At 61.1% G+C, this 18,621-nt stretch carries 15 protein-coding genes; 13 read left to right on the forward strand and 2 right to left on the reverse strand.

The genetic code is table 11. The annotated features are described in order from the left end of the window. Positions 1–72: 72 nt before the first annotated feature. The 4 genes from ACQKP2_RS09740 to cysC all read left to right on the forward strand — a co-directional run bounded on the left by ACQKP2_RS09740 (position 73) and on the right by cysC (position 10,425). On the forward strand, positions 73–909 hold the full coding sequence (locus ACQKP2_RS09740) for a sulfotransferase family protein (protein ID WP_427576058.1): 837 nt from the start codon (positions 73–75) through the stop codon (positions 907–909). Between the two features lie 154 nt (positions 910–1,063). Then, a complete protein-coding gene (locus tag ACQKP2_RS09745; protein WP_427576094.1) occupies positions 1,064–8,281 on the forward strand; it encodes an Ig-like domain-containing protein in 7,218 nt (2,405 codons plus the stop codon). A 40-nt stretch (positions 8,282–8,321) separates the two neighbouring features. Beyond that, positions 8,322–9,836: a TolC family protein gene (locus ACQKP2_RS09750; protein WP_427576059.1), complete on the forward strand. Its 1,515-nt coding sequence runs from the start codon at positions 8,322–8,324 to the stop codon at positions 9,834–9,836. Further along, on the forward strand, positions 9,820–10,425 hold the full coding sequence (gene cysC, locus ACQKP2_RS09755; RefSeq protein ID WP_427576060.1) for an adenylyl-sulfate kinase: 606 nt from the start codon (positions 9,820–9,822) through the stop codon (positions 10,423–10,425). The genes ACQKP2_RS09750 and cysC overlap by 17 nt, the downstream gene beginning before the upstream one ends. 4 nt (positions 10,426–10,429) lie before the next feature. Here the strand turns inward: cysC and ACQKP2_RS09760 are convergent, their stop codons facing one another. Beyond that, the gene (locus tag ACQKP2_RS09760) at positions 10,430–11,188 is read right to left on the reverse strand and encodes a slipin family protein (protein ID WP_427576061.1); all 759 of its coding nucleotides are present in this window, start codon (positions 11,186–11,188) and stop codon (positions 10,430–10,432) included. A 2-nt stretch (positions 11,189–11,190) separates the two neighbouring features. Continuing rightward, complete coding sequence (locus ACQKP2_RS09765; RefSeq protein ID WP_427576062.1) at positions 11,191–11,724, reverse strand: NfeD family protein; 534 nt, start codon at positions 11,722–11,724, stop codon at positions 11,191–11,193. Positions 11,725–11,921: 197 nt separating this feature from the next. Between ACQKP2_RS09765 and ACQKP2_RS09770 the strand changes: the two genes are divergently transcribed. The 9 genes from ACQKP2_RS09770 (at position 11,922) to ACQKP2_RS09810 (ending at position 18,540) form a co-directional block, all read left to right on the forward strand. Then, complete coding sequence (locus ACQKP2_RS09770; protein ID WP_427576063.1) at positions 11,922–12,383, forward strand: aminoacyl-tRNA deacylase; 462 nt, start codon at positions 11,922–11,924, stop codon at positions 12,381–12,383. 130 nt (positions 12,384–12,513) lie between these two features. Beyond that, a complete protein-coding gene (locus ACQKP2_RS09775; RefSeq protein WP_427576064.1) occupies positions 12,514–12,759 on the forward strand; it encodes a DUF2789 domain-containing protein in 246 nt (81 codons plus the stop codon). Positions 12,760–12,840: 81 nt separating this feature from the next. Continuing rightward, on the forward strand, positions 12,841–13,086 hold the full coding sequence (locus ACQKP2_RS09780; RefSeq protein WP_427576065.1) for a type II toxin-antitoxin system Phd/YefM family antitoxin: 246 nt from the start codon (positions 12,841–12,843) through the stop codon (positions 13,084–13,086). Continuing rightward, positions 13,076–13,357, forward strand: a complete 282-nt coding sequence (locus ACQKP2_RS09785) for a type II toxin-antitoxin system RelE family toxin (RefSeq protein ID WP_427576066.1) — start codon at positions 13,076–13,078, stop codon at positions 13,355–13,357. Before ACQKP2_RS09780 ends, ACQKP2_RS09785 begins: the two co-directional genes overlap by 11 nt. A gap of 150 nt (positions 13,358–13,507) precedes the next feature. Then, complete coding sequence (locus ACQKP2_RS09790; RefSeq protein WP_427576067.1) at positions 13,508–13,936, forward strand: MarR family winged helix-turn-helix transcriptional regulator; 429 nt, start codon at positions 13,508–13,510, stop codon at positions 13,934–13,936. Further along, positions 13,933–16,005 (forward strand): FUSC family protein, encoded by a 2,073-nt coding sequence (locus tag ACQKP2_RS09795; protein ID WP_427576068.1) that lies wholly within the window; start codon positions 13,933–13,935, stop codon positions 16,003–16,005. The genes ACQKP2_RS09790 and ACQKP2_RS09795 overlap by 4 nt, the downstream gene beginning before the upstream one ends. Continuing rightward, positions 16,002–16,211 carry a DUF1656 domain-containing protein gene (locus tag ACQKP2_RS09800; protein WP_427576069.1) on the forward strand — a complete coding sequence of 70 codons (210 nt, stop codon included), beginning with the start codon at positions 16,002–16,004 and terminating at the stop codon, positions 16,209–16,211. Before ACQKP2_RS09795 ends, ACQKP2_RS09800 begins: the two co-directional genes overlap by 4 nt. Beyond that, the gene (locus tag ACQKP2_RS09805; RefSeq protein WP_427576070.1) at positions 16,208–17,095 is read left to right on the forward strand and encodes an efflux RND transporter periplasmic adaptor subunit; all 888 of its coding nucleotides are present in this window, start codon (positions 16,208–16,210) and stop codon (positions 17,093–17,095) included. Before ACQKP2_RS09800 ends, ACQKP2_RS09805 begins: the two co-directional genes overlap by 4 nt. Next, entirely contained in the window at positions 17,092–18,540 is a 1,449-nt protein-coding gene (locus ACQKP2_RS09810) for an efflux transporter outer membrane subunit (RefSeq protein WP_427576071.1), read from the forward strand. The genes ACQKP2_RS09805 and ACQKP2_RS09810 overlap by 4 nt, the downstream gene beginning before the upstream one ends. The last annotated feature ends 81 nt before the right edge of the window (positions 18,541–18,621 follow it).

Below are 18,621 nucleotides of genomic sequence, written 5' to 3' on the forward strand. Positions count from 1 at the left end.
ACCACTAGTCGCAGGTTCCCCCATCGGCTAGGATTTGTCCTACAAAAGGAATTGCATATACGGTGAAGGAACTTGCACCAATTCCACTTTATTTCCGGCTTGCCGCGCTCGGGCTCGACCCTGCTTTCTGCCATTTTGTTGCAGAACCCGCGCTTTCATGCCGGCATGACCAGCCCGGTCGGTGCCCTGTTTAGCGGCATCCTTGATCAATGCAGCGCCGGCAGCGAGTACGGAGCGGTCATCGATACAGCCATGCGCCGTCGCCTGTTGCGCGGCCTCTTCGATTCCTACTACGCCGACAAGACCGACAAATCGGTGGTGTTCGACACCAATCGCCAATGGAGCGCGCGACTGCCGGCCATCAGCGATCTGTTCCCCAAGGCCAAAGTCATCGCCTGCGTGCGCAATGTCGCCTGGATCATGGACAGTCTTGAGCGGCTGTATCGCGCCAACCCTTACGAGAACACCAAGCTGTTCGGCGATGCCGCCGAGCGCAATACCGTTTACAGCCGCTGCGAAACCCTGGCGCAACGCAACCGTCTGGTGGGTTTTGCCTGGGCGGCGCTCAAGGAAGCCTATTACGGTGAGCATGCCGATTCACTGCTGATCGTCGATTACGACCTGCTGACCAGCGCGCCGGAGAAGGTGATGCGACTGGTCTACGACTTTGTCGGTGAGCCCTGGTTCGAACACGATTTCGAGCACCTGGCCTACGATGCGCCGGAATTCGATCAGGCCCTGGGCGTTGCCGGCCTGCACAAGGTCAAACCCAGGGTCGACATACAGTCCAGGCGCACCATCCTGCCGCCGGACCTGTTCAAGCAGTATTCCGATTTGTCCTTTTGGCTCGATGGCACCGCCAGCGCCGCCAATGTCATTCGTATGAAGTCCGACGCCGCGATCGGTTGATCGCGGCGTTTTCATTGATGCGTCACGTACATTCGTTCGAGTTCGGGTGAGCAACATGTGGTGGAAGATTCTGGGCGGGGCAAAGGCCAAGCCGAAGGCAATGGAAGGCCAACGGACGCTGGCAGCGCCCATGATCATGTCGCTGGAACCGCGCATGCTGTTCGACGGTGCTGTCGCCGCTACCGTAGCCGACAGCGCTGCCCAGGCCGACAGCCACACCACGGCAGATGCCGCAAAGACGCCGACGGCCGACCAGCCAGCCGCCAGCAAGGACACCCACGGCCAGGCCGATGCCACGCCCGCCGCCAGCCCCGTCGCGGTGCCGGGCCAAAGCGTGGTGTTCGTCGATTCCCGGGTCAAGGACGCCGACAGCCTGCTCAAAGGCGTCGCTCCCGGCACTCAAGTCGTGAAGCTGGAGGCCGGCAAGGATGGCTTGCAGCAGATTGCCGGTTACCTCGATCAGCATCAGGGTGTCAGCTCGGTGCAGATCATCGCCCACGGCAACGCCGGCGACCTGTGGCTGGGCAACAGCTACCTGTCGGCCGACAACGTCGCCCAGCGCAGCGCCATCCTGGCGCAGATCGGCAAGGACATGAACGTTGGCGGCGACATCCTGATCTACGGCTGCTACACCGCCGAGGGCGACCGGGGCCTGAGTTTCGTCGATTCCCTGGCCCAGATGACCGGGCGCGACGTGGCGGCCTCGAACAATCGCACCGGTGTGGGTGGCGACTGGGATCTGGAAATCGCCACCGGCAATATCGAAAGCGTCAACGTGCTGTCGAAACAGGCCATGAGCGAATACCAGTGGGGCCTGGCGACCTGGACTGCGACCAACGGCAACGACTCGGGGGCCGGATCGTTACGCGCCGAACTGGCCCTGGCGCAGAACGGCGATATCGTCACCTTCAACAACGCCATGACTGTTTCGTTGACTAGCCAACTGGTGGTCAGCAAGAACATCACTGTCGCCGGTGACCTGAACCAGGACGGCATCGCCGATGTCACCCTGGACGGGCAGTACAAGACCAGCGTCATTAAGGTCAACGCGGGAACCACCGTGACTTTCGACGGCCTGGTGATCACTCGCGGACTGATCGCCGGCAATGGTGGCAATGGCGGAGCCGCCGCTGCCAACTCGTTGGGCGCGGGCATCAGCAACTTCGGCGACCTGACATTGAACAACGTCAGCGTAACGGCGAACGCGGCTTCGGGCGGCGGCGGTGGTGGCGGTGTGATCAACCCCGTGGTCGGCGGTGGCGGCGGTGGCGGCGGGGCGGTGGGCGGTGGCATCGGCGGCCACGGCGGCAGCGCCGGCTTCGGTTATGGCAATTATGCTGGAACGGCGGGCTCGGCCAACCAGGGTGGTACGGGTGGCAGCTACAACCTGGCGTCCATGAGCGGCCATGGTGGTTCCAGCACGGGCGGTACCGCCTCGACCAACCCCTATGGCTATTCCAACGGTTCCGCTGGCGGTACCGCTGCCTCTGGTAGCCTGTCGATCGGCGGCGGTGGCGGCGGTGCGGGCTGGAACACCACCGGCGGCAAGGGTGGTGCGGCAGTCGGCGGCATCTACAACGCCAGCAGCGGCAAGCTGACCATAATCGGCACTTCGACGATCTCCGGCAACATCGGTGCCGGCGGCGGTGGCGGTGGCGGTTCGGCAAATGGCAGCGGTACCACCTTGAACGGCGGCGACGGTGGCCAGGGTGTCGGTGGCATCTGGAACAAAGGCTCGGTGTTGATCACGGCGGCCAACTACGCGGCCTTGGGGGGCAGTGCCAACAAGGGTGCCAGTGGGGCCGGCGGCCTTGCCAGTGCAGCCCAGTCAGGCATCTCTCCAACTGCGGTCAATGGCTTGTTCAATGATGCCGGTGCGAGGTTTGATACCGCCTATGCGCCAAACCCCGCCGCGACCATTGTGGTTTCGACGCCTGCCCAGCACATCGGCAGCACCTCGCTGGTGACCATTACCTTCAACCAGGCGGTGACAGGCTTCAGCAACGCCGATCTGACGGTTGCCAATGGCACCTTGAGTGCGGTGAGCAGCAGCGACGGCGGTGTCACCTGGACCGCAACGTTCACCCCGAATGCCAGCGTTACCAGTACCACCAACCAGATAGTCCTGGACAATACCGGTGTCACTGGCATCTCGAACAGCTTGTCGGGCATCGGCACTTCGTCGTCCAACAACTACACGATCGACACGGTACGGCCGACGGCGAGCATCACGGTTTCCGGCCCTACGCTGAGTACCACTGCCACGGGGACGGTGAACATCACCTTCAGCGAAGCGGTGAGCGGTTTCAGCCTGTCCGACATGACGGCGTCCAACGGCACCCTGAGTAACCTGAGCACCAGTGACAACATCCACTGGACCGCGACCCTGACGCCAATTGCCGGCAACAACAGCAGCGGCAACGTCATTACCCTGGACAACACCCTTTATACCGATACCTCGACCAACACCGGCAGCGGCACGACCACCTCAAACACCTATGCGATCGATACCGTGCGGCCGACCGCGACCATCGTTGTGGCCGACACCAGCGTTGCGGCCGGTGAAACCTCGCTGGTGACCCTCACCTTCAGCGAGGCGGTCACCGGGTTCACCACCGCCGACCTGACCGTGGCCAACGGCACGTTGTCGGGCCTGAGCAGCAGCGACGGCGGTATCACCTGGACGGCCACACTGACGCCAAACGCCAACATCAGTGACACCACCAACGTCATTACGCTGGACAACACCGGCATCAGAGACACGGCCGGCAACACCGGCAGCGGCACCACCGACTCCAACAACTACGCCATCGACACGGCGCGTCCGACCGCGACCATCGTGGTAGCCGATAATGCCTTGAAAGTCGGGGAAACCTCGCTGGTGACCATCACTTTCAGCGAGGCGGTCAGCGGTTTTACCAACGCTGACCTGATCGTTACCAACGGCACCTTGAGTGCAGTGAGCAGCAGCAACGGCGGCATCACCTGGACGGCGACCTTCACGCCGACCGCGAACATCACCGATGCCACCAACCTGATCACCCTGGACAACACCGGGGTCACGGATGCAGCGGGCAACACCGGCATCGGCACCACCGATTCGAACAACTACGCCATCGACACCCAGCATCCGACCGCGACCGTCGTGGTGGCCAACCCCAACCTGGCCATCGGTCAGACGTCGCTGGTGACCATCACCTTCAGCGAGGCAGTCACCGGCTTCACCAACGCGGACCTGAGCATCGAAAACGGCACCTTGAGCGCGGTCAGCAGCAGCGACGGCGGCATTACCTGGACCGCGACCTTCACGCCGACCACAAGCATCAACGATGCCACCAACCTGATCACCCTGGATAACACCGGGGTCCAGGATCTGGCGGGCAACGCCGGCAGCGGCACCACCGATTCGAACAACTACGCCATTGACTCGCAGCGTCCGACCGCGACCATCGTGCTTGCCGACAGCAACCTCATTGCCGGCGAAACCACGCAGGTGACCATCACCTTCAGCGAAGCCGTCACCGGTTTTACCAACGCCGACCTGACCATTCCCAACGGCACCCTGACGGCGGTAACCAGTAGTGACGGTGGCATCACCTGGACTGCGACCTTTACACCGAACTCAAGCGTCAACGACGCCACCAACGTCATTACCCTGGCCAATACCGGTATCGCCGATCTTGCGGGCAACGCCGGCAGCGGTACCACCAACTCGGCCAATTTCGTGATCGACACGGTGCGCCCGACAGCGAGCATCATCGTCGCCAACCCCAACCTGGCTATCGGTCAGACCTCGTTGGTGACCATCACCTTCAGCGAGGCGGTCTTCGGCTTCACCAACGCCGACCTGACCATCGCCAACGGCACCTTGAGCACGGTGAGCAGCAGTGACGGCGGCATCACCTGGACGGCGACCTTCACGCCGACCGCGAACATTAGCGACACCAGCAACCTGATCACCCTGGACAATACCGGGGTGCAGAACGCGGTCGGCAACGTCGGTAGCGGCACCACCGACTCGAATAATTTCGCCATCGACACCCAGCGACCGACCGCGACCATCGTGGTCGCCGACACCGCACTCGGCATCGGCCAGACCTCGCTGGTAACCATCACGTTCAGCGAGGCAGTGACCGGTTTCAGCCTGGCCGACCTGACCGTGGACAATGGCACCCTCAGCGGCCTGACCACTTCGGACAACATCACCTGGACGGCGACCTTCACGCCAGCGGCAGCTATCACCGCCGCCAGTAACCTGATCACCCTGGACAACACTGGCGTCAGCGATGTGGCGGGTAACGCCGGCAGCGGTAGCACGGATTCGAACAATTACGCGGTCGACAGCCAGCGTCCGACTGCGACCATCGTCATGGCCGATCCAACGCTGAGTGCCGGAGAGACCTCGCTGGTGACCATCACCTTCAGCGAAGCCGTGACCGGGTTCACCAACGCCGACTTGAGCATCCCCAACGGCACGCTGAGCACGGTGAGCAGCAGTGATGGCGGCATCACCTGGACAGCGACATTCACCCCGACCGTCGGGATCAGTGATTCGACCAACCTGATCATCCTGAACAATACCGGCATCACCGATCTGGCCGGAAACACGGGCTTCGGTACGACCAATTCCGCCAACTTCACGATCAACACAGTGGTGCCGACCGCCACCATCGTGGTCGCCGACCCGGCGCTCAAGGTCGGCGAAACCTCGTTGGTGACCATCACCTTCAGCGAGGCGGTCACCGGTTTCACCAATGCCGACCTGACCATCGCTAACGGCACGCTGAGTGCGGTGAGCAGCAGCGACGGCGGCATCACCTGGACGGCGACCTTCACGCCGACGGCAGGCATCACCGACACCAGCAACCTGATCACTCTGGACAATACCGGAGTGCAGAACAGTGCCGGCAATGCCGGTATCGGCAGCACCGACTCGAACAATTTCGCTGTCGACACCCAGCGCCCGACCGCGACCATCGTGGTCGCCGACACCGCACTCGCTGTTGGCCAGACGACCACTGTGACCATCACGTTCAGCGAAGCGGTGACTGGCTTCACCAACGCCGACCTGACCATTGATAACGGCACCTTGAGTGCGGTGAGCAGCAGCGACGGTGGCATCACCTGGACCGCAACCCTGACACCAACGGCGGGTATTACCGATACCAGCAACCTGGTTCAGCTCGACAACACCGGGATAACCGACCTGGCCGGCAATGCCGGCACCGGCACCACCGATTCGAACAATTACGCGATCGACAGCCAGCGCCCGACCGCGACCATTGTCATGGCCGACACCGATCTGCGCCCTGGGCAAACGTCGCTGGTGACCATTACCTTCAGCGAAGCGGTCAGCGGTTTCGACAATTCCGACGTGAGTGTCGCCAACGGTACCCTCGGCAATCTCTCGTCGAGTGACGGCGGCATTACCTGGACCGCGACCTTCACGCCGTCCGCCGGAATCACCGACACCACTAACCTCATCACCTTGAACAACAGTGGCGTGACTGATCTGGCGGGCAACACCGGCACTGGTGTCACCAACTCCGCCAACTACCTGGTACAGACTGCTGTGCCGAGCGCCACCATTGTGGTCGCAGACTCGGCGCTCAAGGCCGGTGAAACGTCGTTGGTGACCATCACCTTCAGCGAGGCGGTCACAGGTTTCAGCAATGCCGACCTGAGCATCGCCAACGGTACGTTGAGCAACGTCTCGTCAAGCGACGGCGGCATCACCTGGACGGCGACCTTCACACCGACTGCGGACATCACCCACACCGGCAACCTGATCACCCTCGATAACACGGGAGTGATCAACGCCTCCGGCAATGCCGGCACCGGCACCACCGACTCCAACACCTTCGCTATCGATACCGCACTGCCGACCGCCACCATCGTGGTTGCCGACAATCGCCTGGGCATCGGTGCAACCTCGCTGGTAACCATCACCTTCAGCGAGGCAGTGAGTGGTTTCGATCTGTCGGACATCAGCGTCGCCAACGGTGTGTTGTCGAACCTGAGCAGCAGCGACGGCGGGGTGACCTGGACCGCGACCCTGACGCCGACTGCCGGCATCAGCGATGCGACCAACCTGATCGTGCTCGACACCAGTGGCGTGCAGGACGCTGCCGGCAACCTCGGCGCGAGCATCGCCCTTTCCAACAACTACATCCTCGACGCGGCTCGGCCTACCGTGGAGATCGTGGTCGCCAATCCGCATCTGGGCATCGGCCAGAGCACCACCGTGACGTTCAGTTTCAGCGAGGCGGTGAGTGACTTCGATCTGTCCGACCTGAGTGTTGCCAACGGCGAACTGAGCAACTTGACCAGCCGTGACGGGGGCAAGACCTGGACGGCGACCTTCACGCCGACCGCCAACATCACTCACCCGAGCAATTTCATCGCCCTGGACACGAGCAATGTGTCGGACCTGGCGGGTAACGCCGGCGACACGGTGGCGGTTTCGAACAACTACGCACTCGACAGCGAGCGCCCAAGCGCCACGGTGGTGATTTCCAACCCGAACATGGGCGTCGGCCAGACTTCACTGGTGACCATCACGTTCAGCAAAGCGGTCAGCGGCTTTGACCTTTCGGACATCAGCGTCGACAACGGCACCTTGTCCAACCTGAGCAGCAGCGATGGCGGCAAGACCTGGACAGCGACCCTGACACCCAATACCAACGTCAACAGCACCCGCAACACGATCAGCATCAACAGCGCGGGCGTCAGCGATGTGGTGGGCAACAGTGGCAGTGGCGTCAATCAGTCCGACAACTTTGCGATCAATACCGTACCGCCCGTGATCACGCCGATTACGCCGGTTGTCGTGGTGACGCCGGATCCTGCGTTCCGTAGCAGCAACCCGGTTGCACCGCCGCCTGCGCCAAATCTGCCGCTGCAACCAGTGGTTTTCGCGCCGCCGACGGGCGATCTCGGTTCACCGCTGACCTTTGCGCCACTGTTCGAGCAACGGGAACTGGGCAACGGCATTCGGCCGTTGGGGGATATTTTCATCAACAACGGAGCCATGAGTCCGAGTTTCATCGCACAGGTGTTCAGCAGCAGCGACAGTAGCGGTGATGGTTCGGCGCAAGGCTTCCTGGGCTTCGGCGGTGGCGATGGTGGCGTATTCGCCAGCAGCACGCTGTCGGCCTTGTTCAATCAGAACAGCAGTGCGGAGCGCGATTCACTGAACGCCTTTGGCAGTCAGTCGATCAGGTCCGGCGATGTTTCCCAGGGTTTGCGCGGGATATTCGGCGCACCCACCCTGGGCCAGCAATTGCAACAGATCAAAGACACTGAGCAGCGGCAGGTCGATCACCTTGCCGCGGCCCTCACACTGGCCGGCATCAGCGAAATGCAGGCTTGAAAACCATTTCACACTTAGCGGGACCAGGGGCGATCCAGGGATGAGAAATAGTCAGAAATTGTTCGGCGCCAGCCTGCTGGCGCTGGCGATTAGCGGTTGCGCGGTCACCAGCGAACCGATTGAGCGCAGCGTTAGCGAACAGCGCGCCAAAAGCGATTTGCAGAGCATGTACAAGGGGCAGGAACCGCTCAGCGGTCCACTGACATTGCACCAGGCCATGGCCCGTGCAGTGAAGTACAACCTGGAAGGCCGCTTGAAGATCATGGAAGAGGCGTTGGCCAAGCGGCAGCTCGACCTGGCCAGTTTCGACATGCTGCCACGCATGGCGCTGGATGCCGGGTATGTGGGGCGCAACAACGTCAACGCATCCAGTAGCCAGAGTGTGCGAACCGGCACGCAGTCCCTGGAACCGTCGACCTCGCAGGATCGTGACCGCGACGTGGCGGACCTGACCATGGTCTGGAACGTGCTCGATTTCGGCGTCAGCTATATTAGTGCGAAACAGCAGGGCGACCAGCGACTGATCGTGCAGGAGCGTCGGCGCAAGGTGATCAATACCATTGTCCAGGACGTGCGTTCGGCGTATTGGCGAGCAATGGCCGCCGAACGTTTGCTCAAGCAGATCGACAGTCTCATGGCACGGGTGCAAGCGGCGCGCGACAACAGCCAGAGCATGAGCCAGCAGCGCATCGGCGATCCGGTGCAAGCCCTCGCTTATCAGCGCTCGCTGATCGAGGCGACGCGGCAGCTGGAAGAGCAGCGTCGTGCGCTGTCGCTGGCGAAAACCGAACTGGCGACATTGATCAACTTGCCACTGGGCACCAACCTGACCTTGGCGAGCGACGACGGTTATGCGATTCCCGAGCTCAAGGTCGATCTGGCCCGCCTCGAACAGGAAGCCTTGACCAGCCGCCCGGAACTGCGCGAACAGGATTATCAGACGCGTATATCCGCCGCCGAAACCCGCAAAGCCATGCTGCGTCTGTTGCCGGGCCTGGAGTTCTCCGCCGGCGGGCACTACGACAGCAACTCGTTTCTGGTGGAAAATAGCTGGGCCGACTATGGCGTCAAGGTCACCTGGAACCTGTTCAACGTCGTCTCGGCGCCTGCCGCGATCGACGTAGCCAAGGCCGGTGAGGAAGTGGCCACGGCACGTCGTCAAGCCATGTCGATTGCCGTACTGGCACAGCTGTATGTGGCCAATGCCAACTACCGTGAGGCCTTGCGTCAGTTCCAGACCAATCAGCAGCTGTCGGAAATCGACGGGCAAATCGTCGGTCAGTTGCGCAATCGCCGTGAGGCAGACGGAATTGGCGAGCTGGACTTGATCCAGGGTGAGCTCAATACCTTGCAGGCCGACCTGCGCCGCGATCTGTCCTACGCCGACCTGCGCAATGCTTACGGGCAGATTTTCGCCAGCGCCGGCCTCGACCCGCTGCCGGATCAAGTGCAGTCAACCGAAGTTCAGTCCATCGCCACGGCCCTGGCCAATCGTGAAGCGGCGTGGGCGGCAGGTGATATCGCGGTGCCAGTGGCGCATGCTCCCGTCCGCTGATTTGTTGGCGCCGAGCGCCAACGTTGGCCGTGCGCAAAGGGAGTTGCGCAACGGCCACCGTGGCACGGTGATTCTACTCACCGGCCTTCCGGCGTCGGGCAAGTCGACCCTCGCGCAGGCGCTGCATGCGCATTTGTTCGAGAGCGGGATGCACAGCCTGGTGCTTGATGGCGATGCCCTGCGCACAGGGCTTAACTGTGATCTGGGTTTCACCGACGGCGATCGCAAAGAGAACATTCGCCGCGCCAGCGAACTGTCGGCATTGCTGGTGGAAAACGGTCAAATCGTGATTCTGGCGATGATCGCGCCGCTGGTAGAACTGCGTGAAGTATTTGCCCGCCGGCTGGGGGAGGACTATCGCGAAGTCTGGTGCAGCGCATCGCTGGAGATCTGTGAGCAGCGTGACCCGAAAGGTCACTATGCCCGCGCGCGACGTGGCGAACTGGCCGGGTTCACCGGCGTGTCTGCACCTTATGAACCGCCACTCCATGCTTCACTGGTGCTCGATACCGGTACGCAATCGGTCCCGGCTTGCCTGGATCGCTTGTTGGCCTGGCTTGGCGAGACGGCCGTGATTGCGAAACGATGATGGATCAAGTTTTTTGCGACAAGTCCGCCATGCCCTTGAGCAACTCAATCGGTAACGGAAAGACGATTGTCGAGCTCTTGTCGCCGGCGATCGTGCTCAACGTCTGCATATAGCGCAACTGCATGGCGCCGGGTTGGCGGCCAAGCATTTCGGCGGCTTGCATGAGTTTTTCCGAAGCCTGTAGTTCGCCCTCGGCATGTATCACTTTGGCCCGCCGTTCGCGCTCCGCTTCGGCTTGCCGGGCGATGGCGCGGATCATCGACTCATTGAGGTCCACGTGCTTGATCTCGACGGTGGCCACTTTGATACCCCAGGCATCGGTCTGGGCGTCAAGCACTTGCTGGATGTCGATATTCAACCGTTCGCGTTCGGCCAGCAGTTCATCGAGTTCGTGTTTACCGAGCACCGCGCGCAAGGTGGTTTGCGCCAATTGGCTGGTGGCCATGAGAAAATCTTCGACCTGGATGATGGCCTTTTGCGGATCGAGAACGCGGAAGTACAGCACGGCGTTGACCTTTACCGAGACGTTATCGCGGGTGATCACGTCCTGCGCCGGTACATCCAGAACAATGGTGCGCAGATCGACGCGGACCATTTGCTGGATCACCGGAATCAACAGGATCAGGCCCGGGCCCTTGACCTGCCAGAAGCGTCCGAGTTGGAACACCACACCGCGCTCGTATTCACGCAGGATACGGAACGTCGCACCTGCCAAGGCGATCAGCAACAACAGGAGCGCGACAAAACCCAGCTGCAAGCCCATGACTATTCTCCAACCGTTACCGCGTCAGTCGCGGCCACTTCCAGCATTAATCCCTTGCGTGCGACCACTTTTACCCGCTGGCCGACTTGTAACGGCTTGGCGCTCGATACTTGCCAGCGCTCGCCCTGCAAATGCACCCAGCCGCGGCAGGTATCGCTGGCCTCAAGTGACAACACCGGCGTCACGCTGCCCAGCAATCCGGCGTCGCCGCTGACCGTTTGGCGCGGCCGGGTTTTCAGGGCGCGAATCAACAGGAAGATCAGCAGCAACGCACTGATCAGGCCCAGTCCGATCATCAAAGGGGCGGGCATGTCAGCATTGGTCAGGATTACGGCACCGATCACGAACATCACGATGCCGCCCAGGCCGATCACGCCGTAGTTGGGCAGGGCTGCTTCGGCAATGAGAAACGCCAGGCCGAAGGTGATCAGCCAGATGCCCATGGGGCTGGGGCCGGGTAGCCCGACAGTGTCCGTGGCGAAGGCGCAGGCACTCGCCAGCAACAGCCATGCAATGACACCGAAACGCGTTTTCACGTGACCCTCCGGGAGAGTCGCTGGTGGTTCTGTATACAGTTTAGTTGAGCCATCGCCTGTATGAATTCTGCCCGGTTTTCGAGGTGTCCGATGGGCGGATTTCCCGTCAGATCACCCCTTGCGGGCCTAGACTTTCACTACGTGGAAAAGTGTCAACCATCGTCCGGCAGGCATTTTTGCGGACACCGAGGTGCATCATGCGTATGGCAAAAACCGTGCAGAGAAGCCTGGAAAAGGCTCAATGCGACTATGACATCGTCACCCACCCCCACTCCGCCAGCAGCCTGGAAACGGCACGGGTCGCGGGCATCCCCGCCGAGCGAGTGGCCAAATCGGTGATCCTGGACGATCACCACGGGCATTACCTGATGGCCGTGCTGCCTGCCAGCCGTCACCTGGACCTGAGCAAAGTCCAAAGCAGCGGGCAATGGCAGGTTTCCCGGGAAAGCAACTTGCCGCACCTGTTCGATGATTGCGAACGTGGTGCCATTCCTGCGCTGGGCGAAGCCTACGGGCTGAATGTGGTCATCGACCCACTGTTGACCCGGCAGAAAGATGTTTATGTCGAAGCCGGCAATCACATCAACCTGCTGCACATGAACATGCCGGACTTCCTGAAAATGGTGCCGCATGCCGAAGTGCGGGAGTTGAGTGATTAGATTTGTGGCGTATTCGCTGTCGTCATCGCGAGCAGGCTCGCTCCCACAGGGATTGCGTAGTTTCTGTGGGAGCGAGCCTGCTCGCGATTGAACGCGCAGCGTTCTTTGTATTGATTACCAGGAGCCCAACATGGAAAACCCGACCCACAGCCTGCCATCCCTGTTCAAACAACTCGGTTTGCCGGATGACGCAGAAGGCATCGACAAATTCATCGCCAGCCATTCTCCACTCAAGCCGGAACTGCATCTGGCGGATGCGTTTTTCTGGACCAAGGGCCAGGCGGATTTTCTGCGTGACGAGGTGCTGGATGACGCTGATTGGGCGGAGGTGGTGGATCAACTGGATGTGCTGTTGAGGAAAGGGCGTGGGGTGTAGAAATCAGATGAGAGGCAGTTCCCAGGTTTGCTGGCAGGGAGGAAATAGACCAGAATTGCGAGCTTATTTGAGGTCTTAATTATGCAAAGCGTTCTTGCCGACATGGCTGTCAGTGTCTCTGAGTTAAAGAAAAACCCAACGGCTGTTTTGAATGGCGCTCATGGAGGACCGGTTGCAGTGCTCAATCACAATCGAGTGATGGGGTACATGGTTCCGGCCGAAGTGTTCGAGGCGATGGTTGAGCGCCTGGATGATCTGGCGTTGGCAGAGATCGTTCGCTCCCGGCGTCATGAAACGCCTGTCCCGGTAACCCTGGATGACCTATAAGCTCGAATTTCTGCCGTCCGCGCGTAAGGAATGGGACAAGCTGGGGCATACGGTGCGTGAGCAGTTCAAAAAGAAGCTGGCTGAGCGGCTTGAACTACCTCGAATCCCGTCTGACGCACTGCATGGCATGCCTGACTGCTACAAAATCAAACTCAAGTCATCGGGATACAGACTGGTCTATGAAGTCATAGATGAGCGTGTCGTCGTTTCTGTGGTCGCTATTGGCAAGCGTGAACGTAGCGAAGTGTATGAGCGGGCCAGGAAACGCTGAGCACTCTGGCTGCCGGTGTGCTCTACATTCAATGCTTGGCTTCCATTTTGTTTCAAAACTTGACGAAAAATCCCTTCCAATGCCATATTGATAGTTAGCAAACTAACAGTGTGTATTTTCCCCGTGCCGAATAACCTCGACGCTCTGCGGATGAATATCACCAGCACCATGGTAGTGGCCGCCCGGCATTGGCGGAAAGTCTGCCAGACCACGCTGGTCAACTATGGAATCTCCGAAGCCTGTGCCGTCCCGTTGCTGATGATCGGGCGCCTGGGCGAGGGCGTTCGACAGGTCACGGTGGCACAAGCGTCAGGGATGGAGAGCCCGTCCCTGGTGCGATTGCTGGATCAGTTGTGCAAGGGCGGGTACGTCCGTCGCACTGAAGATGCCAATGATCGTCGTGCCAAATGCCTGAGCCTGACCGAAACCGGTCGGGCGCTGGTGCAAAAAGTTGAAATCGAACTGGTGCGCTTGCGTATGGAAGCACTCGAAGGTATCGATCAGCGAGACATGGAAGCCGCGTTGCGCGTGCTCCAGGCCTTGGAGTCGACGGGTGAATCAGCGGTGGCCATCCCTTGAACGGTTTTTTCTCCGGCATGCCCCCGGCGCGGGACTGGTTCTACGGCGTGCGCACCTTCGCTGCATCGATGATCGCGCTGTACATCGCCCTGCTCATGCAAATGCCGCGTCCGTACTGGGCGATGGCCACGGTGTATATCGTTTCCAGCCCGTTTCTCGGCCCGACCAGTTCCAAGGCCCTGTACCGCGCAATCGGCACCTTTATCGGTGCCGCAGCCGCGGTGCTTTTTGTGCCGATGTTTATCCAGAGTCCCTATGTATTGGTGCTGGTCATTGCGTTGTGGACCGGGACGCTGCTGTTCCTGTCCCTGCACCTGCGTACGGCCAACAACTACGCCTTGATGCTCGCCGGTTACACCTTGCCGCTGATCGCCCTGCCGGTGGTGGATAACCCGCTGGCGGTTTGGGACGTGGCCGAAGCACGCACCGAGGAAATCTTCCTCGGTATCGCCGTCGCTGCGGTGGTCGGGGCGATGTTCTGGCCACGACGCCTGGCGCCGGTGTTCAACGATGCGGTGAGCAAATGGTTTGCCGATGCAACGACCTACAGCCTGCGGTTCCTCAGCCGTGACGTGCAGCCACATGAAGTCAGTGGATTGCGCGCTTCGATGGTGGCGACGTTCAACAGCCTGGAGTTGATGATTGGCCAGTTGCCCCACGAAGGCGCGCATACGCAAACCGTGCGCAATACCAAGGAATTGCGCGGGCGAATGATTCACTTGTTGCCGGTGATCGATGCCCTCGACGATGCGCTTAACGGTCTTGAACGGCGTGCGCCCGAGCTTGTGGATAAGTTCGAGCCGTTGCTGGATGCTTCCCGCGAATGGCTGCAGCACAAAGACGCCGATCTGCACCGCTGGCAGGCGCTCAAGGATCGTCTTGAAGCGCTGCAGCCCAATGCCCAGGCACTGGAAGATCGAAAGCAACTGATGTTCTCCAACGCGATCTATCGCCTGGGCGAATGGATCGATTTGTGGCAGGACTGCCGCAGTTTGCAGTTGGCCATCCAGTGTGAAAGCCAGGACAGTTGGCGCGCGGTGTATCGACACTGGCGTCTGGGCCGGCTGACACCGTTCCTGGACCGGGGCCTGATGTTTTATTCGGCGGCATCCACCGTGACGGCAATCATCGTCGCCTCGGTACTGTGGATTCTGCTGGGCTGGACCGACGGTGGCGCTGCGGTGATCCTGGCGGCGGTGTCCTGTAGCTTCTTCGCGTCGATGGACGACCCGGCCCCGCAGATTTACCGGTTCTTTTTCTGGACGGCGATGTCGGTGCTGTTCGCCAGCCTGTACCTGTTCCTGGTGCTGCCCAACCTGCACGATTTCCCGATGCTGGTGCTGGCATTCTCCGTGCCGTTCATTTGTGTCGGCACCCTGACGGTCAAGCCGCAGTTTTATCTCGGCATGCTGCTGACCCTGGTCAACACCTCGTCCTTCATCAGTATTCAGGGTGCCTACGACGCTGATTTTCTCAGCTTCGCCAACTCCAACCTGGCCGGTCCCGTCGGCTTGCTGTTTGCCTTCGTCTGGACCCTGATCGCCCGGCCATTCGGCGCCGAGCTGGCGGCCAAGCGTCTGACCCGTTTCAGCTGGCGCGACATTGTCAGCCTCACCGAGCCCGCCACGTTGGCCGAACATCGGCACCTGGGCGTGCAAGTGCTGGATCGCTTGATGCAGCATTTGCCGCGTCTGGCCATGACCGGGCAGGACACCGGCATTGCCCTGCGGGAAGTGCGTGTGGCGCTCAATCTGCTGGATTTGCTCGCCTATACGCCACGGGTCCACGGGGTACCGCAGACCATGTTGCGCCAAGTGGTGGTCGAGGTCGGCGAATACTTCAAGGCTTGCCTCAAGGCCGGCGAACGCTTGCCGGCCCCGAGTCCGTTGCTGATGACCCTCGACCGTACCCGCCGCGCGCTCAAAGGCGCGGGAGACGATGAAACCTGCCTGCACCTTTTGCACGCCTTGAGTGGCTTGCGTCAGGCCTTGTTACCCGGCGTCGAATTTGTCGGTAGCGCCGAACTCGAAGAACCGCTTCCCCATGGCATCGATGGAGCGCCTTTATGATCGGTGATCTGGATATCAGCGGGGTGTTCCTGCCTACGCTGCTGGTGCTGATGGGCATTACATACTTGCTGTACCTGCTGGTGCACGGGGTGTTGATGCGCCTGCACTTTTACCGCCTGGTCTGGCACCGGGCATTGTTTAACGTGGCCCTCTACGCTTTGCTGCTTGGCGCCGTGGACTCACTCAGTCGATACCTGATGACATGAAAAAACCGTTTTTGACTATCGGTCGCGTAATCCTGACCCTGTTGATCGTGAGCTTCGCCGTCGTCGTGGTCTGGCGCATGGTGATGTATTACATGTTTGCCCCCTGGACCCGCGATGGGCACATCCGTGCCGATATCGTGCAGATCGCGCCGGACGTGTCCGGGCTGATCCAGCAGGTGCAGGTGCGCGACAACCAGTCGGTCAAGCGTGGCCAGGTGCTGTTCACCATTGATCAGGACCGCTTCAAGCTGGCCTTGCGCCAGGCCAAGGCAGCGGTCGCCGATCGCGAGGAAACTCTGGCCCAGGCCCAGCGCGAGGCCAAGCGCAACAAGGGACTTGGCAATCTGGTACCCGGCGAGCAATTGGAAGAGAGTCAGTCCAAAGTGGCCCGCGCCCAAGTGGCGTTGATGGAAGCCCAGGTGGCGGTGGACAGCGCCCAGCTCAACCTCGACCGTTCGGTCATCCGCAGCCCGGTGGACGGGTATGTCAACGACCGTGCGCCCCGTGCCCAGGAGTTCGTCAGTGCCGGGCGGCCGGTGTTGTCGGTCGTGGACAGCAATTCCTTTCACATCGACGGTTATTTCGAAGAAACCAAACTGGACGGCATCCACGTCGGCCAGAGCGTCGATATCCGTGTGATCGGCGATCGCGCAAAGTTGCGTGGGCATGTTGAAAGCATCGTCGCCGGTATCGAAGATCGCGACCGCACCAGCGGCAACAACCTGCTGCCCAACGTCAACCCGGCGTTCAGCTGGGTGCGCCTGGCCCAGCGGATTCCGGTACGGATTGCCTTTGATGACGTGCCTGAGGATTTCCGCATGATCGCTGGTCGGACGGCCACGGTTTCGATCATCGATGATCGGGCCGGGGAGCCTGTGCAATGAGCAAGGCTTCGGGCTTGGCGGTTGCCGGTTTAGGTTTGCTGTTGTCGGCCTGTCAGATGGTCGGGCCGGATTATCACTTGCCGCAGGACGCGGCCATTCACCGTGAAGACTTGCAGGGTGAGCTGGCAGTGGGGGGCAAGCCGGTGGTTTCGGCACCAGTGCCTGCCGATTGGTGGCGCTTGTACCGCGACCCGCGACTCGACCAATTGGTGCAGCAGGCCATGGCTTCCAACACCGATTTGCGCGTGGCGGCGGCCAGTTTGTCGCGGTCCCGCGCCCAGATCGACGAGGCCGAGGCCGCGGGCGGCTGGAGTGGCGGCGTGAAGATGGGTGCCCAGCGTTTGCAGGAGTCCGGTCAGGCCTTCCTGCTGCCGGAAAAAGTGCCGGTGGCCAATATCGGTGATATCGGTATTTCCGCCTCGTACCAGTTCGACTTGTGGGGTACGTTGCAGCGCGGCATCGAAGCGGCCAAGGCCAATGCCGATGCGACCCAGGCTGCTGCCGATACCGCCCGCATCACAGTGGTGGCCGACGTGGTCCGTGCTTACACCCAAGTGTGCGCAGCCAACGAAGAGCGGGAAATTGCCCAGCACTCCCTCGACCTGCAAGAACAGAGCACCACGCTGATCCAGCGCTTGCGTGACGCAGGGCGCGGCGACGAAACCCAGGTCACCCGCTCGCAGACCCAATACAAATCCCTGCGTGCCGACATGCCACGCTACGAAGCCGCACGTCAGGCCGGGCTGTACCGCTTGTCGATGTTGCTGGCCAAACCTGTGGATCAACTGCCGGCGGGCACCGCCACCTGTGACGAATTGCCGAAGATCGCGCAATTGATCCCGGTGGGCGATGGCGCGGCGTTGCTCAAGCGTCGTCCGGATGTGCGGCAGGCCGAACGTCGACTGGCGGCTGCCACGGCCGGGATCGGCATCGCCACCGGTGAGCTGTACCCGGACGTCAGCTTCGGTGCGACCATCGGCACCGTCGGTATTCTGGAAGACCTGGGCGATCCATCCACCAACCGTTGGGGCTTCGGTCCGTCGCTGAGCTGGAAGGTGCCGACCAATGGCGCCCGGGCACGCATCCGCGAGGCGGAAGCGGTCACCCAGGCCACGCTGGCGCATTTCGATGGCGTGGTGCTCAACGCCATCCGTGAAACCCAGACCAGCCTTTCCCAGTACACGGCATTGTTGCAGCGTCGCGACGCCCTGGCCGACGCCGAAAAATCGGCGAAACTGGCAGCGGACCAGACTCATCGCTTCTTCCAGGCCGGCCGTGCGTCGTTCCTGGCGGATTTGCAAGCGACTCGCACCTACATCGATGTCACGGCGCAACTGGCTGCCGCGAACACTCAGGTAGCCGCGAGCCAGATCGATTTGTTCCTGGCCCTGGGGGGTGGTTGGGAAAGCGGACGAACGCAAGGTTCGAACTCCGGCAAACCCTGAGGCCGTTGCTATGCTTTGAAATGTTGGAAGGGCGTTTGTGCAAAAGCGCCCTTGCCTCGCACAAGGCTTGCGCAGGTCATG

The sequence above is a fragment of the Pseudomonas sp. NPDC089569 genome, from assembly GCF_050280625.1.
Taxonomy (GTDB): Bacteria; Pseudomonadota; Gammaproteobacteria; order Pseudomonadales; family Pseudomonadaceae; genus Aquipseudomonas.